General features: G+C 43.6%; 18 protein-coding genes. 10 read left to right on the top strand and 8 right to left on the bottom strand.

From position 1 onward, the window contains the following. Positions 1-9: 9 nt before the first annotated feature. From C161_RS15225 to C161_RS15235, 3 genes are all read right to left on the bottom strand, one after another. The gene (locus C161_RS15225; RefSeq protein WP_036615758.1) at positions 10-900 is read right to left on the bottom strand and encodes an ABC transporter permease; all 891 of its coding nucleotides are present in this window, start codon (positions 898-900) and stop codon (positions 10-12) included. Positions 901-990: 90 nt separating this feature from the next. Continuing rightward, positions 991-2,595: an extracellular solute-binding protein gene (locus tag C161_RS15230; RefSeq protein WP_036671195.1), complete on the bottom strand. Its 1,605-nt coding sequence runs from the start codon at positions 2,593-2,595 to the stop codon at positions 991-993. Between the two features lie 186 nt (positions 2,596-2,781). Further along, the gene (locus C161_RS15235; protein WP_036671197.1) at positions 2,782-3,792 is read right to left on the bottom strand and encodes an alpha/beta fold hydrolase; all 1,011 of its coding nucleotides are present in this window, start codon (positions 3,790-3,792) and stop codon (positions 2,782-2,784) included. A gap of 124 nt (positions 3,793-3,916) precedes the next feature. Here C161_RS15235 and C161_RS15240 point away from each other — a divergent pair, with 124 nt between their 5' ends. Then, a complete protein-coding gene (locus tag C161_RS15240; RefSeq protein WP_036671199.1) occupies positions 3,917-4,801 on the top strand; it encodes a LysR family transcriptional regulator in 885 nt (294 codons plus the stop codon). A gap of 111 nt (positions 4,802-4,912) precedes the next feature. Then, complete coding sequence (locus C161_RS15245) at positions 4,913-5,377, top strand: NUDIX domain-containing protein (protein ID WP_036671529.1); 465 nt, start codon at positions 4,913-4,915, stop codon at positions 5,375-5,377. A gap of 162 nt (positions 5,378-5,539) precedes the next feature. Here the strand turns inward: C161_RS15245 and C161_RS15250 are convergent, their stop codons facing one another. Then, entirely contained in the window at positions 5,540-5,887 is a 348-nt protein-coding gene (locus C161_RS15250; RefSeq protein WP_036671201.1) for a winged helix-turn-helix transcriptional regulator, read from the bottom strand. Positions 5,888-6,021: 134 nt separating this feature from the next. Here C161_RS15250 and C161_RS15255 point away from each other — a divergent pair, with 134 nt between their 5' ends. After that, a complete protein-coding gene (locus tag C161_RS15255; RefSeq protein WP_036671202.1) occupies positions 6,022-6,936 on the top strand; it encodes a DsbA family protein in 915 nt (304 codons plus the stop codon). A gap of 117 nt (positions 6,937-7,053) precedes the next feature. After that, positions 7,054-7,626, top strand: a complete 573-nt coding sequence (locus C161_RS15260; RefSeq protein ID WP_036671203.1) for a hypothetical protein — start codon at positions 7,054-7,056, stop codon at positions 7,624-7,626. Between the two features lie 631 nt (positions 7,627-8,257). Here C161_RS15260 and arfA read toward each other — a convergent pair. Beyond that, on the bottom strand, positions 8,258-9,751 hold the full coding sequence (gene arfA, locus C161_RS15265) for an arabinosylfuranosidase ArfA (protein ID WP_036671530.1): 1,494 nt from the start codon (positions 9,749-9,751) through the stop codon (positions 8,258-8,260). Positions 9,752-9,975: 224 nt separating this feature from the next. Here arfA and C161_RS15270 point away from each other — a divergent pair, with 224 nt between their 5' ends. Beyond that, the gene (locus C161_RS15270) at positions 9,976-10,893 is read left to right on the top strand and encodes an ArsR/SmtB family transcription factor (RefSeq protein WP_036671204.1); all 918 of its coding nucleotides are present in this window, start codon (positions 9,976-9,978) and stop codon (positions 10,891-10,893) included. A 131-nt stretch (positions 10,894-11,024) separates the two neighbouring features. After that, positions 11,025-12,149: a phosphotransferase enzyme family protein gene (locus C161_RS15275; RefSeq protein ID WP_235193824.1), complete on the top strand. Its 1,125-nt coding sequence runs from the start codon at positions 11,025-11,027 to the stop codon at positions 12,147-12,149. A 98-nt stretch (positions 12,150-12,247) separates the two neighbouring features. Here the strand turns inward: C161_RS15275 and C161_RS15280 are convergent, their stop codons facing one another. Further along, complete coding sequence (locus C161_RS15280) at positions 12,248-13,099, bottom strand: AraC family transcriptional regulator (RefSeq protein WP_036671205.1); 852 nt, start codon at positions 13,097-13,099, stop codon at positions 12,248-12,250. A gap of 176 nt (positions 13,100-13,275) precedes the next feature. On the opposite strand from C161_RS15280, the gene C161_RS15285 reads away from it, so the two are divergent. After that, on the top strand, positions 13,276-14,682 hold the full coding sequence (locus C161_RS15285) for a family 4 glycosyl hydrolase (RefSeq protein WP_036671209.1): 1,407 nt from the start codon (positions 13,276-13,278) through the stop codon (positions 14,680-14,682). Between the two features lie 88 nt (positions 14,683-14,770). Here the strand turns inward: C161_RS15285 and C161_RS15290 are convergent, their stop codons facing one another. Beyond that, on the bottom strand, positions 14,771-15,658 hold the full coding sequence (locus tag C161_RS15290; protein ID WP_036671211.1) for a LysR family transcriptional regulator: 888 nt from the start codon (positions 15,656-15,658) through the stop codon (positions 14,771-14,773). Between the two features lie 346 nt (positions 15,659-16,004). Between C161_RS15290 and C161_RS15295 the strand changes: the two genes are divergently transcribed. The 3 genes from C161_RS15295 to C161_RS15305 all read left to right on the top strand — a co-directional run bounded on the left by C161_RS15295 (position 16,005) and on the right by C161_RS15305 (position 18,642). Beyond that, on the top strand, positions 16,005-16,751 hold the full coding sequence (locus C161_RS15295) for an acetoacetate decarboxylase (RefSeq protein ID WP_083677352.1): 747 nt from the start codon (positions 16,005-16,007) through the stop codon (positions 16,749-16,751). Between the two features lie 14 nt (positions 16,752-16,765). Continuing rightward, the gene (locus tag C161_RS15300) at positions 16,766-17,797 is read left to right on the top strand and encodes a ketopantoate reductase family protein (RefSeq protein WP_036671215.1); all 1,032 of its coding nucleotides are present in this window, start codon (positions 16,766-16,768) and stop codon (positions 17,795-17,797) included. Between the two features lie 194 nt (positions 17,798-17,991). Then, a complete protein-coding gene (locus C161_RS15305) occupies positions 17,992-18,642 on the top strand; it encodes a hypothetical protein (RefSeq protein WP_036671218.1) in 651 nt (216 codons plus the stop codon). A 42-nt stretch (positions 18,643-18,684) separates the two neighbouring features. On the opposite strand, the gene C161_RS15310 is transcribed toward C161_RS15305, so the two are convergent. After that, on the bottom strand, positions 18,685-20,403 hold the full coding sequence (locus C161_RS15310) for an AraC family transcriptional regulator (RefSeq protein WP_051449760.1): 1,719 nt from the start codon (positions 20,401-20,403) through the stop codon (positions 18,685-18,687). Between the last annotated feature and the right edge of the window lie 127 nt (positions 20,404-20,530).

A 20,530-nucleotide genomic window follows, 5' to 3' on the forward strand; every position in this document is an offset into this window, starting at 1 on the left:
TCCTCCTTCTTAGAAGATACGATAACCAGCCACTCTGTAAGCCAGGATGTACGATACAGCAACGAGGACACTGGAAATGATCGATTTGAATAACCCAACAGCGGTACCAATTGAATACTGTGCTTGTTGAATTCCTAAACGGTAGACATAGGTATCAATAATATCACCCGTCTGATAGACAACAGGGGAGTAGAGATTATAGATTTGGTCAAAGCCAGCATTGAGTACGTTTCCAAGTGAAAGTACGGTCATTAAAACAATGGTTGGCATGAGTAGAGGCAACGTAATGTAGATGGTTTGTTTCCACCGTTTCGCTCCGTCGATCACGGCGGCTTCGTAAAGTCCCGGATCAATACTGGTCAGGGCTGCCAAATAAACAACCGTGCCAAACCCGAAACCTTTCCATATGTCACTCACAATCATCGTCCAAGGAAAAATAGAAGGTGTGCCAAGAAAGGAGATCGGTGCAATCCCAAATACACTTAGAAATGTATTGATAATGCCGTCGGAGCTAAGGATATCCAGCATGATACCAGCCATAATGACCCAAGAGAGGAAGTTCGGAATGTAGACAAGGGTTTGAAATGTACGTTTGATTCCACTATGCAGTACCTCGTTAAGCAGTAATGCAAAAATTACGGGTACGATTATACCACCGATAATCTTAAAGACAGACATGTACAATGTATTCCAGATCGTTCTTACAAAGTTCGGCTGATTAAATATGTGGGTGAAATTATCCCATCCTACCCATGGCGAGTTAAAGCCAAGGCCCGGATTGTACTTCTGAAACGCAATAATAAGTCCGTAGAAAGGGATGTAACAAAAGATGAAGACCAAGACCAGGCTTGGAATCAACATGAGATGGTAAGGACTCTGCTGCTTCCATTTTCTCAACATACATATTCCTCCGTTCCTTGTACGCCAAATGTAATCGCTATCAAATAAAGGGGAGAGATAACCCTCGTCCCCTCTTTGTGACAAACGAAATTATTTCTTCCCGTAGGCTTCATTAACTGCCTGAGTTGCGTCATCGCCCCCGGCTGCAAGCCAATTCTGGACAATAACATCGAAATAATCGATACTTTCGCTACCCATAATGATCTTGGTGAAACCTTCGGTCAGGATATCATCCAAGGTTGTTCCGTAGCTTGAAAGTATTTCTGGCGTAACACCCCATAAGGCCGTCTTTGTATAGTTCTCGCTGTCCAGTACTTTCTTGGCAAGACCATACGCATTCTTTGGAGCCCCTTGTTGCAAATAATCACCAACTGCTCCTGGGGTTGCATTCTCCATGAATTCCACACTGTTGTTATATTTTTGCCACATACCCGAAGTTGTGAGTCCACTGGTATCCTTGGATTGAAGGGCAGCGGAGACCGCCTCAAATTGCTCGTAATCGGAATTCGGATTAAGTACACGGAACGCTCCAACAACATGGGCAATATCGTTGTCCAGCAAGGCGGATAACGTTTCTGTGGATTCCTTGCCATTGCCTTCATCCACAATATAAGCGTAGTCGTTCAAAATTTTGATCACTTCTTCAGGGCTCTTAAATCCCTTTTTCATAACGATATAATTGTTGTTAGCGAAAAAGATGGATTGTTTGGCTTCTTTCCCATCAACGGTAGGGATGATATAAGGGTAGAAGATGGCGTCCTTACCCAGATTGGATACCGTATCGACACCCGGATTATAACCCCACCATTGGTAATAAGGCTGCATTCCCACTTTGCCGGCTACGATATCCGCGTTCATCGCATTAAAGTCTTTGATTGCAAATTCCGGATCAATGATGCCTCGCTTGTACCATTCTGACCACTCAGCCAGCGCATTTTTCATCTCAGGCTGCACGGAGCCGTACACGAGTTTTCCAGTGCTATCCTCCATCCACATATCCGGATGCGCATTCCATGCAATGGCCAGCAGGTTGAGGTAATCCAACGATTGGTCTACCGCTATACCATAACCACCGTGTTTTTCCATAAATTTTAGTGCGATATTTTTGATGTCTTCCACAGATTTTGGATCTTGGACTCCCAATTCTTCTTTCCAGTCGTTCCGAATCCAGATGAAGTCTGGTTGTTCAATTAATCCCCAGTGCATCTGTGGTATCCCGTATAGCTTACCGTCTTTCTTTCCAGATTCGTAACTGTCTGCATCTGCTTCCATGTAACCTTTGAGACGATCTGAAGCGTGTTGATCAAATACCTCGGTAAGGTCCATGACCATATCTGCTTCGACTAACTGTCTCAGTTGTGATGGATTAACTCTGAATACGTCAGGAAGATCGTTCGATGCGATAGCCAAATTGAGTTTTGTATCGTACTCATCGCTAACCCAGTCTGTTTTGACGTTGATATTAAACTTCTCTTTGTATCGCTTAATCCATACATTGTTGGTGATATCGTCGCCCTTTGGATATTTTGCAGAAGAGTATTCTGATGTTACGGTATGAATGGTTGTTGTTCCAGCCTCGTTGGAATCCGTGTCCGTTGTTGAACCTTTATCAGCACCGCTTCCATTGCTACAGGCTGCGAGTAATAAGGTTGACATGCACACAGACAAGACTAAGGCTTTCGTTTTCTTGTTCATTTCTTTTCCCCCTTATCAGTCATATTTCAATAACGCTTACTTGAAAATATTCTAAACGAGAAAGGGGGAACGTGATATAAAGGTTATTGACGAGAACTGGTATCTTTTTTTACTTTTGAGTTGTAGCGGAGAAAAGAATAATGAGCTTTGTGCACTTTTTTTACTTTGTGCTCCTTCTTTTTTTACTCATGTCTCCAAAAATTGCTTTAGATGACGATCGATAACGAGTGAATCCTCTTCGTTTGCTCCGATTCCAAAGCAGTGTCCCCACTTGGACTCTACAGGTTGATACACCGCGTTTGGCATATGCTGAGCATCATACGAACTGTCTTCTGGCGTGAAAAACAAGTCACTTGATCCTGGCATAACGAGTGCAGGAGCAGTGATCTTGCTTAACGCCTGTTCGAAGTTGCCGTCATCGACGGGATTAGCGCTAATGTCTCCATAGATTCCTGTACGCAACATGGTAATCAAGTCGTTAGCATCGAAGGGAAGAAATACTTGATCCCAGTAATCTTCTACATAAGATTTCAAGGAGTCGTAACCCTCAGATTGGTACAATTTCTCCAAATAGTACGCCTGCGAGAACCCCCATGGAGCATAAGCTCTTCCCATCGCTGCGAGACCGGCAACCGGAGGGCGCTCATATCTACCATTTTTATAATTCGAATCTGCCTGTAACGCCGCGATCATTGCTTCGAATACCAACTGTGTATGGGGTCTGCTCTTTGCCGTTCCGCCAAAGGGAGCAATACGCTCGACCATCTCAGGATAACTGGTTCCCCATTGATAAACCTGCATGGCTCCCAGCGACCAACCCACAACAAGTTTAATTTTGGAGATACCGAATTTTTGAGTGATGAGTTGATGTTGGGCACGCACATTGTCATACATGGAGATGAGAGGGAAGTTGTCCTTATCATATGGGGCAGGGGTATTACTTGGAGAGGATGATAACCCGTTACCTAACATATTGGGCACAACGATAAAATAACGACTGGGGTCCAGTGCTTTGTCCGTTCCAATTAACCATTCATTATCTGTGTGAATTCCAGCAAACCATGTTGGGACAACAATAACATTGTCCTTTGCCACGTTTAAGTTTCCATAGGTCTTGTAAGCGATAAAGGCTTGAGGGAGCTGTTGTCCCGATTGAAGTAATGTATCTCCAAGGTTATATGTTTCATAATCGTTCATAGATTGATTCTCCTTATAAAATAGTAATAACTTGATTTCACTCTACAATACGTCTATTATCAATTCAACGAAACGTTATCGAACATATCATTCATTTATTTTGAACTTAGGAGGTGCCTAACTCATGGAAATACGCCAGCTAAAAACCTTTTGGACACTTGCATCGACCTGCAGCTTTAGTCAAACTGCTGAATTATTGAGCTATGTACCGTCTACCATAACCATGCAAATCAAATCGCTGGAAGAAGAGCTCGGGGTGAAATTGCTGGATCGATTAGGCAAAAAGGTCGTGTTAACGGATGCTGGCCAACAGTTTCTGCCGTACGCCACTAAGATTTTAAACGATGTAGAGGAAGCAAAGTGCATATCCAGTCAGCACGGAGAATTGGCGGGAACGGTTGTGATCGGAGCAGACGAAGTGCTGTGTGCATATCTTCTTCCAGCCTTGTTCAAACGCTTTCGAGCGGACTATCCTGGTGTGCGGTTATTGTTCCGCCCCTTGTCTGGGCAAGAGCTCAAATCGAGTCTGAGAGAAGGGCATGCCGATGTCGTTTTTGTATTGGATGAGCCTATGAATTCCAAAGACCTTCAGTCGGAGTTTTTAAAGGATGAGACCTTTCAAATGGTGGTTTCTCCCGATCATATGTTAGCATCGCGTTCCGCGTTGGTCATTGATGACTTCCACAAACAGCATTTTTTGCTGACCGAAAAGAACTGTTCGTATCGCACTTATTTTGACCAATCCATAACGAAGAAAGGTGCAGATGCTCTGACAGAGCTGGAGTTTCATAGTGTAGAAGCCATTAAACAATGTGTTGTGGCTGGTCTAGGGATCGCTTTATTACCTGAAATGGCTTTGAAGAAAGAGTTGAGCGATGGGGAAGTGGTTGCTCTGCCGTGGGATTTATCAGATATATCCTTTTCTGCGCAAATGCTCTGGCATCGGGAAAAATGGATCTCTCCGTCTATGGCTGCTTTCATGGAGGTCGCCAAGAGTGAGTTGATTTGATTGTTCAGAATTTGTTTAGATGTATGTGTTAAAATACTCTTCATGGAGATCGTGAGGTTAAATGGAATCAACCTTCAACAACATGATACAGATATATATGGGGGATTAGCAATGGAGAGAAAGATTAGAAATTCTGCAAAAGCATTAATCATTAAAGACGGGAGAATGCTTGCAATGAAGCAGGATGATAATGATGAAGTCATCTACATTCTGCCTGGTGGGAGCCAGAATGCAGGTGAAACCCTGACGGATGCTGTGAAGCGTGAAGTTGCGGAAGAAATCGGAATAGATGTAGAACCGTTATCACTGGAATTTGTCATTGAAGGGGTATACGGTGAAGCTCTTCATCGTGTAGATTTTGTTTTTTTATGCGAGTACATAGGTTTGATAGACCAAGATAGTTCTATTCTGCCAAGTGACGAAAACCAAGCGGAATATGAATGGCTCGAAATTAAAGATATATACGAACTACCTTTATTTCCTTCAAAATTACGAAAGCAGATCATTAGATTGGTTGAGGGAGAAAAAACGGTTATGTATTTAGGAAATGAGGAAGATGACGACCTGAATAGTTAGATGTGTACACGTCGTAAACAAGCGGCCGTCTTGTATTTATAAAGGAAAGGCTATTTCAAAGGACATGATGGTCCAGTGAAATAGTCTTTTTGCCGTTGAACAAAGTGTACAGAGCGATTCAAAAATGAACATCTATGATAAGGGGTTAAATTAGGCCAGGTGTTATGGTTCTTGTTGCTTCACGCCTGCTGTCATATTTTTCTGACCCCATATTACCATGGATTCAATTAAGGGAACCAATTCCTTGCCTGATTCTGTGAGCGAATACTCCACTCTCGGTGGCACCTCGTTATATTGCTCCCGATGCACGATGCCGGAATGAATCAAATCTTTCAAACAGTTCGTTAACATCGTTCCGGTAATGCCAGGCAGTCTTCTTTTTAATTCATTGTAACGTATACAGTCATTTTCACTGAGGATTGCCAGGATCGGAAGATTCCACTTGCCTCCAATGACCTGAAATGCATAAGTCGCTGGACATAACTGATCAAAATTAAACTCGTATTTCACTTGATACCCTCCAATAGTATACTTTTTGATACTGAGTCAGAAAAAGAATCGTACTTGTTCAGAAGATTGTAGACATTATAATCAAACTAACACAAGAAAATCAATTCATAAGACAATATAAAGGCGGGATAAACGTGAGTAACGAATCAATGATGTGTGATCTGGAAACAGGCGTATGTGGTGTGAATGAGGAAGAGGGGATGCAAGAAATCAATCTGAATCACGTTGAGAAAAGGATCACTCTTTATTACGCAACAGATCCGATCTGTTCTCACTGCTGGGCGCTTGAGCCTGTGCTTCATCGGTTTGTTGAGGAATACGGCCATTATTTTACGCTGCAAATCAAAATGGGTGGGCTACTGGCTAACTGGAATGGTTTCTCGGATGGCGCTAACGGGATTCAGAAACCTTCGGACGTTGCAACGCATTGGAAGGAAGTGGGTGAGCATTCACGCATGCCCATCGACGGTTCCTTATGGCACGATAATCCAATACTTTCTTCCTATCCGCCATCTCGCGTATTTAAGGTCATTCAGAGTACACACCCTGGGAAAGAGGAGGACTTCTTAAGACGTGCGCGTGAAGCCGTGTTTGTATTTAATCGAAATATTGGAGAAGATGATGTGCTGATGGATATCGTCAATCAACTGGGCTTGAATGGTAAAGAAGTGGTTGAGGCGGCTGCAGAGCAATCTGCACAAGAGTTATTAGAGGAAGACTTTGAGAGTGTAGCTAGTTTGGGAGTTAGAGGTTTCCCATCCATTATCATTGTGAATGAAGAGAACCAGGGTATGAAAATTGTCGGAGTGCGTTCTCTTGAAACATATGTGCAAGCACTTCAGCAGGTGCTTGGTGGTGATCTGAAACCCAAACAGATAAACTCGTTGGAGCGGAAAATCAATGAGGGACACCTTCTTTTTTCTAAAGAAATTGAGGTCTTGTACAGTATCGAAAAGAGTGATATTGAATCTTATGTGAAATCTGAATTGGCAGAGCACACATATCGTATGGGTCATATCTTGAATGAGAGGTATATCGAGCATATCTGAGACAGGAGCCATGTAAGAATCTTCCTGCTTTCGGCACACGGATGTGTTATTCGCACAGGCAAGTCGTCCACCCATTGCGTAGACTGAAGTAGATCAAGTCAAGTGGAGGTGAATTCCATGGCTAAAACCAATGAAATACACGTCCGGGTGAAACGGCTCAAGGATCGCCCAGTCTGCGTGACTCTTCATAATGGCGAGACGTACGTCGGGTACATCTCTGGCGTTAACAGCGAAGGCGTAGTGCTTACCGGGGGCGGAAAGCTTACTCAGGCCGCAATCACAGCACCCTCATATGAAGGCAGTGCTCGCAAAACCAAACCTAAAGCAGGGGCTACGAGAAAAACAGCATCCTCTCGAAACCGTAAACGGGTGAACAGCACACGTAAGTCGCAAGTACGATCCCGGTCGATGTCTCGCTCAACGTTTAGGCAAGCCCAGGTATCATCTTTCATGCCTATGCTAGGCTCACTGTTAGGTGGCTTTGGCGGTGCCGGCTCAATTGGAGGTATGTTAGGCGGGGGTATGCGGTTGTTTGGCATGATCCAGCGGTTTACACCTGTGGTCAAAATGGGGTATGGCATGATTAAGCAGATTCAGCCATTTATGGGGGCAGTTCAAGGGCTGATGACTCCAGCAAGTCAAGCAGCTCAGGCTGAAACCGAAGGTGAAGAGGAAGCACAACAAGGATAATACTTGAAATGAAAATCGTGAAATAGAACATAACCTTCTTTTCATTTGGGAAGGAAGTATTGCTAGTGTGTTGGGTGATTTGATCTCTTTCTGATCTGTTCTGTTCTGTTCCTTATCTTCTTCTCTGTTCTGTTTCAGCTTCTTCGCTAGATGCTTAACTGCAAGCTGCTCTCCGTACGGCAAACGGAGGGTGGCTTATTTGCTTATGCTGTATATGAAGTTCGAACCAGCTCAATATAGCATGCTTGCTCAGTGCTAACGAACCTCAGAAACCGTATTCGAGTCAATATCAAGCCATTAAAATTCTAACGAACATGACAAACCCTATTCGCTGCAAAATGTAAGATATAGTGTGAAAAAGGGGCTGATTCTGCAGCATAACTTCTCCTGTGTTCGTTAGAATTAAAATCCGCCCGAATCGGGTTAAATAAGACTCCCTGTATTCGTTAAATTCGTTCGTTGTGAGGAATAAAAACTGAGGTTTCAAATACGCGCCACACTTCTAACTTTGGAACTATGTAGTTGGGCCGTTTGCCATCATACAGCAAAAAGCACCGCGCGCAGGGAGCTGCACGCGGTGCGAAAAACAATGCTGATGTTGCAGAGTAGGAGAAAACTCTATCCGCTCTTATTAAGCCTGTTTGGTTTTGAGGCGAATCACGTTCCATGATGCTTTGTTCAAGACTGCTTGCACTTTACCCTGATCAACCGTTGTATATCCGCCGTTGTGAGGAACAACGTTACGTGGGTTTTCTTTGGTATTGGTGGCTTTCAAGTCGTTGTTCTCCAATACGATATGCTCCACAAATGTGGTTTCTCCGAAGGAACGCAGATCCACATTCAGTTCCAACTTCTCATCCAGATGTCTGTTCACCGCAAAGATTGTGATCGTGCCGTTTTCTTCATCATGCACACTGATCGCTTCGAGATAAGGCACATCTGTAAAGTCTTTGGAATCATATTTAGGTGAAGAGGTGATGGATCGCAACACCGTACCACGACCGAAGTTGGATGCATGCATGAACGGGAAATACGTCGTCTGGAACCAGATTGCTCCGTTATTTTCCGTCATGATTGGTGCAATGGTGTTAATCAACTGAGCAAGGCAAGCCATTTTTACACGGTCGGCGTGCTTGAGTATGGTAATCAGATAACAGCCCACAGCTAGTGCATCTTCATGTGTATACACATCTTCAAACTCTGGAGGAGCAATCTGCCACCGTTCTTCCATACGGCTCGTGCCGATGGATTTCCAGACATTCCATTCATCCAGAGACAGCATTAATTTCTTTTTGCTGCGTTTCTTGGCTTGTACAAAATCACAGATTGAAGCAACACTATCAATAAATTGATCCAGATCCAGCGATGTCGCCAGGAAGTCATACGTGTTGTCTTTGTTGTTGTTGTAATACTGATGCAGGGACAAGTAGTCCACATTTTCATAGGTGAGATCCAGCACGGTTGCTTCCCAATCTGCAAATGTACTCATGTCACGGCTGGAACTGCCGCAAGCCACAAGCTCGATATCCGGGTCTACCCATTTCATCGCTTTAGCGGTCTCATTGGCAATACGCCCATATTCATATGCAGTCATTGCACCAATCTGCCAAGGGCCGTCCATTTCGTTGCCTAGACACCAGGTTTTGAATTTATGCGGGTCCTTGTAACCGTGAGAGATACGCAGATCACTCCAGTATGTGCCAGATGGGTGGTTGCAGTATTCGATCAGGTTTCTGGCCGCATCAATGCCGCGAGTACCCAGATTTACAGCCATCATCACTTCGGTTCCAACCAGTTTGGCCCAATCTGCAAATTCGTTTGTTCCTACCGCATTCGTTTCAATCGTCCACCATGCCAGTTCAAGTCTGCGTTTACGCTCCGCTACCGGACCAACGCCGTCCTCCCAATTGTAACCGGATACGAAATTGCCGCCCGGATAACGAACAATTGGCACATTCAGAGCTTTGATCGCTTCAATGGCATCCTGACGAAAACCTTGAGCATCTGCCGTGGGATGACCTGGATCATAAATTCCGCCGTATACGGCCCGTCCCAGATGTTCTATAAATGAACCATAGACACGCGGATCTACTTCAGCAATCTGAAAATCTTTATCGATAAGCATTTTGGATGTAAGCAATGGGAAAACCTCCATAGAATTAATTTTAGGTGTGTAAGAAACTTTATTTCAAGATGAGTTCGCATAAAAGCAAAATCAACTCATTGATTTGTTATCTAATGTGTATCATAATGCTATTATGTTGAGCAAGTTTATTTCGCAGGGTTCGCTAAATAACGAATTCTAAATCAATAATATATGGATTCTATAGAGATAGGGAAGTGAAGTTCATGATGCTTGGCACGGATGCCACATCCTTGATCATATATGAGGCGCTCGCCAGCGAGGCCCGTTTAAATATCGTTCGCTTATTATTGCAAAACAGGGAGATGCATATCAATGCGCTTGCCAAAGAGCTGTATCTTAGCAAAGCCATCGTTAGTACACATGTAAGCAAATTGCAGAAAGCGGGCATCGTAGGCAGCCGCATGAAGCGTGAGAACGGTGGAACGTATAAATACTGCTTTATTCTGCAAGAATTTATGACTATCAATCTCTCCCCTGAACCAGTTGATGCTCCTTATCATGAAGTCTCTATTCCGGTTGGTCAGTATACGGATTACGAAGCCTGGCCCACCTGTGGCATTGCAACAACAACGCAGATGATTGGGCAATATGATACCCCGGCCTGCTTCATGGACCCGGATCGGGTCAATGCAGGTATTCTTTGGTTGGCACGAGGTTTTCTGGAATATAAGATTCCCAATTATCTGAATACAGAACAGCATCTCCAGGAAATTGAAATTTCACTCGAACTCAGTTCGGAAGCACCCCAAGTTAATGAAAACTGGCCTTCCGATATCCGTTTTTCCCTTAATGGTCATCACCTTGGAACCTGGACAAGCCCAGGGGATTTCGGGGATCGGAAGGGCAAACATACACCGCTATGGTGGAAATTGGACGTCAACCAGTATGGTGTACTGAAGGTGCTGCGTATTAACGCAGAAGGGACGTTTATGGATAGCCAGCGCATCTCAGATGTGCGTATCCATGATCTGAAACTGGATTCATCCACCTACTGGACATTTGGATTAAGACCGGAAGAAGGGGTGCCCGGTCGAGGCGGACTTACGTTGTTCGGGAAAGGGTTTGGCAACTACGATCAGGACATTTTGATACGGTACTATTACGAAGCTGCTGAGTTATAAATTTGGCTAGTAAAATGTGGAATATTAGGATAAGATGTAACCATCTGAACAAAAAGGAGCGTTTTTAAATGTCTAACAAGGTGATTTTGCTTTAGGTTCACAGAAGGATATTTGCATTACAGAGATTCCTTTTGTGGACATTGCACTGCGGGAAACCGTCCAAACAATGTTTACTGGAGGAGATTATTATTAATTTTAACGAAGCTGTTAACATCAGCAATACACATGTACTGACGCTGGTACCCGAGTTGTTTCATCTGGAGGGTTACAATATTCAGCTTATTCCGCCTCATGAGGGTGGACGTAATGTCGTTTACACTTGCGAGCAAGAGGGGCGTGAATCGCTAATTCTACGGGTGTCTTTTTTGCCTGACAGAAAGCGGGAAGATTACATTGCCGAACTGGAGTATGTCCGGTATCTGTTTGAGCACGGTGCAAGTGTCTCGAATGTAGTTAGCTCGAAAAAGGGTCATCTGTTAGAAGAGATCACTTATAATGAGCATACGTTCTTTATCTGTATGTTTGTAAAAGCCAAGGGGAAGTTGCTGGTAGAAAACCATTATCAGTACCGTGAAGGGGTCCCACTTAGCGAATACTATTATAATAGCGGAAAAGTTCTGGGCAGGATGCATCAACTATCGAAAGGGTACACTCCCGTCCATCGCCGGCATCATTTGATTGACAATTACAGCGGTGAATATATCGATAATCTGGTACCTGAATCATTCCCTCTGCTTAAGGAGAAGATGGTTGAGCTCCTGAATACCTTACAAGGTTTGGATACAAACCAAGAGACATTCGGCATGATCCATTTTGATTATAATGACGGGAATTACTCGATCGATTTTGATACCGGTCAGATCACCGTGTATGATTTTGATAATTCATGCTTCGGTTGGTATATGTATGATCTGGCAGATCTATGGACACATGGCGTCGGCTGGATTCAAATTGAGCCGAATGCGGATAAACGCAAACAGTTCATGGATGACTATTTCCAAACCGCCCTCGCTGGATATACTTCCGAAACCAAGATCGAAGATTCGATGCTGGAGAAGCTGCCTTTATTTATTCAAGTCACTCTCTTGGAGAATATTCTAGGTCAATTTGAGGAAATGCAGCGTGCTGGCGAAGAACCGGAAGCTAACGAAGAACTGTTGTATCTCATTAAATGTCTGGAAGAGGATATACCGTATAAAGGATTTTTCCATGAGATGTATTCCACTGAAGCTCCTTTTGAGTATGAGGGACGCTGAAGGGACCTGTACGTAAACTAAACCCTGAATAACCAAGGATTCATCAAGTGGGGAGGCAGCCGGATCGACCGGTTGCCTCTTTGTTTGTCTGCGGTATGTTATTCAAATTTGGAAGGGGGCACGTTGTAGAATTTTTTGAATGCTTTGGAGAACGTAAAGGGATCGGGATAACCCAGAAATTCGGCAATTTGCTGGATCGTATATTTTTTCTCGTACAGATAGTCTCTGGCCCGGTTCATTTTGATCTGATTGATATACTGCCCCGGTGTAATACCGAGAATTTTTTTGAACAAAGAAATAAAATATTTCTCAGAGACGCCAGCAATATCTGCAAGTTCGTTAACTCGGATGGTACGATGCAGATTTGCATCCACGTATGGGAAGACATTCTGCAGAACTTCCAGACTTCCTTCGATCTTCCTCGGTTTTCGGTCTTTCAGAAACTCACCGTGATACAGCCCTTGCCTATGTAATTCCAAAATTTTGGCGATGACGAGAAGCAGAGAGGCTTTCAAGTAAAGTGGACTGGCAGAAGCGCCGCTACTCTGCTTGAATCTTCGATAGGACGAGGTGAAGAGTGTTGATTCCTCTTGAATCAGATTGCCAGGTACGATGCCCGGGAGCTGAAACTCGCCGAGAATTCGCTTTTGCTCAGCAATGCTGAAATCAAAGTGCATGTATACGAATCGGCACAACTCTCCGGTCGTGGAAGCCGTGTAGGGCATATCCGGATAAAAAAACACGACGTCACCCGGGTTCGCCATATGCTCGATTCCATCGATGGTAATTAGCACGGAGCCAGCTGTAATGAACCACAGATCATAATCGGAATGAGACTTGCGCTCCGTCCAATTGCTGTCATGCGTTTGTTCCAAATAAGAGCTCATGCGAAGTGTGACATACTCCGAAAGTTCATCGATTATACTCATATTTACAGTTCCTGTATGCATCTAATCCAACCGAATCCTCTCCACTTTATGACATCCTTCATTTTTCACTATCATAACAAAGGATTTATCTCTTGTTAACTATCGTACGATATGACATGTTTTGAAAACTATCACACATTCCGATTCCAGCTCACTCACCTATAATGAACTTATATCGTTAAGAGGAGGGGTTATTGATGAATGCTACAAGTACTCAGCATCCAAAGGTAGTTGTTATTGGGGCGGGCAGCCTGTTTTTTGGTCGGCAGTCCATCTGGCAGATGGTACACTCCCCATATTTGAATCAGGGAACGCTGGCTTTGGTGGATACGGACGAGGAACGGCTTTCGAAAATGGTAAAACTAGCGGAAATGGTCGCCAAGGAGAACAATGTATCCCTAAAGATTGAGGGTTCAGTGGACCGAAGACAGGTGCTGACGGGAGCCGACTTCGTTGTGCTCAGCTTTGCGGAAGAATCAGTGAAATATCGGGGCATCGACTGCCAGGTTTCTCTAAAGTATGGGATTCGCATGTGTTCCGGCGATACGATTGGCCCTGGTGGAATCTTTCGCGCGATGCGGGAACTGCCGGTTATTATGGAATGTGCCAAGGACATTGAGGAGTTATGTCCGGATGCTTGGGTGATCAATTATATTAACCCGTCTACCGTGCACGGCATTGCTTTACATCGATATGCACCGAAGCTTAAATCGTTTGCGCTGTGCGATAGTCATCATATGCCGCGTAAAAAAGCCTATTATGCCGTAAGAGCTGGAATCATTGGAGACAATAGCCAGTTCACTGAAGAGATCAACCAAAAATTCGATTTTCGTATCGCAGGTGTTAATCATTTCACTTGGCTGCTCAAAGCCGAGTATGAAGGAAAAAATGTGATGCCCACAATTGCAGAAGCCATGCGCAAGCTGGCAGGTGATGAGAATAACGGCGGTGATCGCGGCGCAAAAGCTCTGTATAACGATGCGATTACCTATGAACTATATGATATTTTCGGAATCATTCCTACTTGTACGGCGCATACGAAGGAATACGTTCGGTATTGGCAGGGTCTTGGCAAAACTGCGGACACCATTCCGCCATTATCGATCTGGGAGACAGAGGACAGATATCAGCGTCACGACGAAATGTGGCGTCAGGTGGATGACTTTCTTGCAGGGAACATCCCAATTGCCGATTACATGAGTACCTTCGGACCAGATCATGCTACCGACATCATCGAAAATATGGTGGGGAACTTGGGCAAAAAGTTCTTCATCAATACGCTCAATCAAGGTGCGGTAACCAATATGAATAACGATTCGTTCCTGGAACTACTATGCGATGTAGATATGGATGGGGCGAAACCACTCCATGTAGGCGAGATGCCGCGTGGGATAAGAGGGATGCAAGAACTTGTACTGGATACGCATGAGCTTACGGTTGAAGCTGTTCTGGAACAGAGCTACGAGAAGCTGAGAAGGGCGATGCTCACCGACCCGCTCGTGAGTTCCATCAGTGACGCGGACAAGATCATTCATGAATTGTTGGAACTGGAGCGTAAGATGATTCCGGACGTTTGGTATAAGGACAGACTGCAGTATAGCTAAGAATAGATAACGATCAAAGACCACATCGGTTCCTTCCAAGGGACTAACGTGGTCTTTGTTTTTATCGTTTGTCATGTATCAAGAAATCCTACTCCACTTTAAACAATCCAGCATGGTCTTCATAGTACGAAGTAATAAAATCACGAAATTCTCCAACAGCAGGAGATAACCGTTTTTGTTTGACCCAGGATAGGCTAATGGGATATATAGCTGAATCATCAGCAATTTTTACATAACGTAACCCCAGTGCTCTACATACGGAGATCGGAAGTAATGCAACACCCTGATTAAGCCTGATAATTTCAAGCAGGGTATGAGAATCGACCTCAAATGCATGATTGGGCAGGAAACCTGCTTTTTCACAGAGCATGGTGGTAAATCGGCTGTACTCCTTATTATCTGCAAGGGAAATAAAGGGCTCATTTGCAACAACATTTAATGAAATGCTTGTCTCTCCTCCGTATTGATGATTTGTTGGCACAACTAGAACAATATCCTCTTCAACAAGGACAACACTCTCAATCTGCGCATCCTGAATCGGATGCCCGGTAATGCCCAGATGCATGTCACCTTTCTTCAAACCTGTAATAATTTCACTGCGTGTCCCAATACCCTGATGAAGCTTGGTTTCGGGAGAACCGTTGATATAGTCACTAATGAGGCCTGTGAGGAACCGAGTATTCGTAATTGAGATCCTGATTGTATTGGATATTTGCTGTTCCTCCGCTTTAATCTCCATCTCTGCATTTTCAATTTCAATAAAAATCCGGTTCACATGTTTCAATAGAATTTCACCTGAGGAATTCAATTGAATATTTCGTCCTCTCCTATGAAATAGGGGGGTACCCAGTTCATCCTCAAGTCTTTTAATCGTTAAGCTTAGGGAAGGTTGAGCAATATTCAATTGGGCAGCTGCCTTGGAGATATGTTCAGTATAGGCAACGGTCTGAAAGTATTTGAGCTGAAGCAATTCCATTTATCTGCACTCCTTATTTATTCTGATAAATATATATAGTACTTATTATGTATTATATTAAATTTAAATATTGATGTAGAATTTTTTTATGAGATACAGATCAAATTTTAAATAACAAAAACCTGACTATATAAGTTGAACTAATCATTTACACAATAACGGAGAGGACAGAAAAAACCTGAAAAAGCGAAGCGTTCGCCTTTATCACCGGATTTTCCCCTTTAGAAGGGGAATCGAAAAATCTGGGGATAACAGCGATTGGAAGGTTGTTCTGTCATCGTAGTGTCAGTGTAAATAATCTTTAATTCAACTTATATAGAACCAAAACATAAGGTAGGTGTCTTTGATGAAAATCGATGTGAATAACATAGCTAAAAATCTGAATACACCCCTAACGGCTCCGGCATACCCGATGCCACCGTACAAATTCGTGAATCGTGAATATTTGAATATTATTTACCGAACCGATGAAAAAGCGCTGCGGGCAGCCGTACCGGAACCTCTGGAAATTACTGAACCTTTGGTTAAATTCGAAGTGATGTGGATGCCAGATGTTTCTGGACTGGGTGCTTATACAGAAGCTGGACAAGTTATCCCTGTGCAATTCAATGGGGAGGAAGGCGATTATGTGCATTCGATGTACGTAGACAATTTCCCCGCGATTGCGAGTGGTCGAGAGCTCACCGCCTATCCGAAAAAGCTGGGTGCGCCCAAGCTGTATACCGATTCAGATACACTTGTTGGCACACTTGATTATGGAACGCTGCGTGTAGCCACGGCAACGATGGGATATAAACATGTGGAGATGGATAAAGAGTTCGCCAAACGTGAAATATGCCGACCTAATTTTATGATTAAGATGGCTACCGACTATACCGGGAATTTAAGAATATGTGATCTGATCCGTACTCAAATTACGGACATCGAAGTGAAGGAAGCTTGGACAGGACCTGCCCGACTTCAACTGTTCGAACATGCGTTGGCACCTCTTGCAGATCTGCCTGTGTTGGAAGTGGTGTCCGCTTCTCATATCCTTACCAACCTAACCTTAAACGCTGCACAACCTGTATATAACTACCTGGAAGAAAAATAAGGAGGAAAAATAAAATGAGAATTGCAATTGTAGGAGCAGGATCTTTGGGAACCATCGTAGGTGCATACCTTGCGGATGGCGGACTTGACGTTGAGTTAATTGATGCATATCAAGAACATGTAGATGCTTTAAATCAGACGGGTGCTAAAGTGACGGGTACCACAGAGTTTCAGGCAAAAGTAAAAGCAATTACTCCTGATCAGAAATCAGGACAGTATGACCTTGTTTTACTTTTAACCAAACAACTCTACAACGATTCCATTCTTCAGGAATTACTTCCATTCTTGAAAGAAGAAAGTATGGTGTGTTCGTTGCAGAACGGGATTCCGGAAGAAAAAGTGGCGTCCATTGTGGGTGAAAAACGTGTCATTGCTGGCTCCGTTGAATTCGGCGCTACGTTCATTGAACCAGGTGTATCAAGTCTGACTACCGAGTACACTCAATTTAAGCAGTATGCTTTTCAGATTGGCGAATTAAATGGTGAAATTACCGAACGAATTCAACGCGTAAAATCGGTGTTGGATCTTGTGGGTGGAACACATATTTCCGATAACCTGGTTGGAACCAAATGGTCCAAATTGCTGATCAACAATGCCTTCAGTGGTTTGTCGGCTGCATTGAATGGTGAATATGGGGACATTATTGATCATGAAGCCGGCATTGTGAGTGCAGCTCATATTGCGGACGAGACGATTAAAGTTGCTCGCGCCAATGGGGTTACCTTGGTTAAAATGAATGGATTCGACATCTCTTCACTCGAAGTGAACAGCAAAGAAGATATTTCTGAACGGGTGAAAACATTACGTTACGTGATGGAGCCCTCCAGATTGCTCAAAGCAAGCATGCTTCAAGATCTGGAGAAGAACCGCAAAACGGAAATTGATTACATTAACGGAGTTGTTTCAAGCAGGGCAGAAGGTACGGGAATTGCGACACCTTATAATGATTTAGTTGTAAAACTGGTCAAATCTGCTGAAGAAACTCAAACCGTTCCTGATTTTGACACGAACATAAAAGCTTTTGAAGAACTATTAAGTGCACAATAATAAATTCAATTATTTCAACTGAAAGTCGCTAATATAGCGGCTTTTTTGTTGTATCAGTAAATCTAATCAGGCTTGATTTTGCTACAGATAGAATATTCTTCGTGATTTTTTTTCCTAAGATTATACAAAAAGGGGAATTAAATTTGATATAATATAGACTTGCTGGTCATTTTTCTATTCGAAGGAGATACATAATGAGGTACTCTTGGTGGGAATTCACGTTTTATTTTGCTGTATTGATGTTTGTCTTGTTTATGCAAATAAACGAATATCCTCTATTTCTGATTGTGGGGGTTGTAGTCGTTACCATTCTTATCGCATTTATTAAGCATGTTTTTTATCCTTTAGTATTTGATAAGCGTATAGATCGTTTAGAGTCCTTTTTATCCAAGCAGCAAAATACACCTGGGACATACATTATTTATGTTTTTGCGAACAGACTTGATGATGAGGCAGAACTTGTTATGGAGCAGATTATGCAGAAATATAAGCGAAGAACGACACAAGCACAGTTCAAGGCAGCTTACGGGTTATATCGTAAGGATATGTTTGCCATTCGGCAAGCTGTACCTCATATCGGCTTATCGGACTACCGTACATATTACGAAACCATTCTACTCTTGGAAGACGGGAAAAGTGAAGATGCGCGGGAAAGACTTCAATCCATTAAAAAACAATGGATGAGATCAACACTGCTCGCGGGTCTTGAACTCAAAGCAGAAAACCGCGATACCGCTATTCAGCACGCGCATGAAGCACTTAACTCTTCCAGAGGTGTTAATCGTTATGTTTTATATAAGGAATACGAAAGAGTATTACCAGAGGTTGTTGGACACATATCGTAAGATGGTGAAAATGTTTTGAAAAAATAAACCGTGAAGCACGGTTTATTTTTTTTCATTTACTGGCACAAGGGCCAGTCCATCCTTAGCAAAAATAGAGGGTAGAATCGTCAATAGCCTCTCACGGGTAAGGGGATCATCGTAGTTCCAGCCAGCTTCTACTATATGTACTTTACTGGGTGCCAACATGCTAACCAAACTTTGGAGTGGAGAAGGGGTGTTTACATTCATCTCCTCCTGGGGAACCATCACAAAGTTTCGCTCTCCAGCGTATTGCGTGATTTTATTGTGATCAATTTGTATCCAAGGTCTGCCATCAACGATCAGTTGATTTACGGATACAGTGGGTCGAAAGCCAAGTGATTCATACACGGTAGCGGCAAATCCCGTCTGTCCCATAACATATATGTTCTTGCCCAGCACCAGATAGACAGTTGCTCGCTCTCCTGCAATATAATCATCCGCCAATTGTCGCCGTATCCTCCTGACACTTTCCTCATAGCGGTCGATCCACTGTTCAGCCGTTCTGCTCCGACCGAAAAGATCCGCAATATAACGAAGACGCTCAAAAGTGCTGGTTGATTCGCGATAGACGATGGTAGGGGCAATGGCGTCCAGTCGAGGTAACTGCTGCTCACTATAGTTGCCTAGCAGGATAAGATCAGGCTTCAGTAGGGAGACTTGTTCTGGTGCGCCTTGCAGTCCAATGTCCGGGATCTGATGCAGTTTGTTTCGATATATGACTTGTGATTTCATTGTAGTTATACCCGCGCCGACTGGACGGATACCGATAGCAAGCAACTCACCAAGGGTATTGGTGCCTGTGGCTACGATACGCAAAACCGCATCAGGAAGAGAAATCTGCCTTCCGAGGGAATCGGTGATCGTTCTTTGCCTGGTACGCCTTAGTATATTGGCGTATTCCCGTGGAGGGTGTCCTGTGAGCTGATGAAAGCGCCGACTGAAATAATACTCATCTTTAAAACCGACTTGTCGGGATATTTCACGTAAGGTCTCGGTAGAACTAGACAGTAGCCTTTTAGCATGCTCGACCCTAAGAGCTGTCAGGTAGTCCGTCGGCTTCTTACCAGTCATCACCTTAAACAATTTGCTATATTGCCATCGAACCATGCCGGCCATTTCCGCCAAAAGCTCTACGGTAAGATCTTCGTTGTAGTGCTGCTCCATATAGCTGACTGTACGCTGTACCGCTTGATCATTTTGCACTGGCGGAGCAGCGCTTTCTAGCTGAGCCATCAGGCTAAGTATCAGTTGCAGCCAGGCCTGAGTAACTGCTGATTTTGAATGATGCGTAGGCGTAAATTTCTTCTCCTGCAACCGATTTTGCTTGTTGGATTGCAAAGGCAGCGGAGAAATCCAGTCTTCACTTGCCAACGCAAGTTTTATAGTAGAAAGAGACAACCTGTAAGGAAAGCCCAGAATAAGAGGAGGGCAAGCCGGAAGCAGAGTCAACTGATCCACTTGAAAAGCAAGAAAGGTCAACCGGGCTACATGCGCTTGCTCTTTTATCGTTTGGAGAATGTAGGATTGCTGAGTAGGGAGCAGAATACAACTGCCTTGGCTCAGATCTTGGGGAATATTGTTCGTTAACAGCCGAATTCCATGATCCAAAGCAATAAGCAGTGTGTATTCATTGGCAGCCTTGCTCTTGGTTGATGGATTATGATGATTGGTTTCCTGCAGTGGTGTGAGCTGAAGCAGATCATGCTGCTGCAGTTGGATGTATAGGGAAGCCATTTGCATTCTGGAGCACTCCGATCTAGTGATAATAATTCTCAATTACTAGTTTACCACATTTTACACGTTAGAGAATGTTTCGTTGCAGACCCTATTACACGCAGTATAAATTTACAAAATCAAAAAATCCTCC

Source organism: Paenibacillus sp. FSL R5-192, from assembly GCF_000517845.1.
GTDB lineage: Bacteria > Bacillota > Bacilli > Paenibacillales > Paenibacillaceae > Paenibacillus > Paenibacillus amylolyticus.

What these genes read in the sequence shown, in the direction of transcription:
- C161_RS15295 (WP_083677352.1), top strand. Translation starts at nt 16,005, where the DNA reads ATGAAAATCGATGTGAATAACATAGCTAAAAATCTGAATACACCCCTA.
- C161_RS15285 (WP_036671209.1), top strand. Translation starts at nt 13,276, where the DNA reads ATGAATGCTACAAGTACTCAGCATCCAAAGGTAGTTGTTATTGGGGCG.
- C161_RS15300 (WP_036671215.1), top strand. Translation starts at nt 16,766, where the DNA reads ATGAGAATTGCAATTGTAGGAGCAGGATCTTTGGGAACCATCGTAGGT.
- C161_RS15270 (WP_036671204.1), top strand. Translation starts at nt 9,976, where the DNA reads ATGATGCTTGGCACGGATGCCACATCCTTGATCATATATGAGGCGCTC.
- C161_RS15225 (WP_036615758.1), bottom strand. Translation starts at nt 900, where the DNA reads ATGTTGAGAAAATGGAAGCAGCAGAGTCCTTACCATCTCATGTTGATT.
- C161_RS15260 (WP_036671203.1), top strand. Translation starts at nt 7,054, where the DNA reads ATGGCTAAAACCAATGAAATACACGTCCGGGTGAAACGGCTCAAGGAT.
- C161_RS15280 (WP_036671205.1), bottom strand. Translation starts at nt 13,099, where the DNA reads ATGCATACAGGAACTGTAAATATGAGTATAATCGATGAACTTTCGGAG.
- C161_RS15235 (WP_036671197.1), bottom strand. Translation starts at nt 3,792, where the DNA reads ATGAACGATTATGAAACATATAACCTTGGAGATACATTACTTCAATCG.
- C161_RS15245 (WP_036671529.1), top strand. Translation starts at nt 4,913, where the DNA reads ATGGAGAGAAAGATTAGAAATTCTGCAAAAGCATTAATCATTAAAGAC.
- C161_RS15305 (WP_036671218.1), top strand. Translation starts at nt 17,992, where the DNA reads ATGAGGTACTCTTGGTGGGAATTCACGTTTTATTTTGCTGTATTGATG.
- arfA (WP_036671530.1), bottom strand. Translation starts at nt 9,751, where the DNA reads ATGCTTATCGATAAAGATTTTCAGATTGCTGAAGTAGATCCGCGTGTC.
- C161_RS15230 (WP_036671195.1), bottom strand. Translation starts at nt 2,595, where the DNA reads ATGAACAAGAAAACGAAAGCCTTAGTCTTGTCTGTGTGCATGTCAACC.
- C161_RS15240 (WP_036671199.1), top strand. Translation starts at nt 3,917, where the DNA reads ATGGAAATACGCCAGCTAAAAACCTTTTGGACACTTGCATCGACCTGC.
- C161_RS15310 (WP_051449760.1), bottom strand. Translation starts at nt 20,403, where the DNA reads ATGCAAATGGCTTCCCTATACATCCAACTGCAGCAGCATGATCTGCTT.
- C161_RS15290 (WP_036671211.1), bottom strand. Translation starts at nt 15,658, where the DNA reads ATGGAATTGCTTCAGCTCAAATACTTTCAGACCGTTGCCTATACTGAA.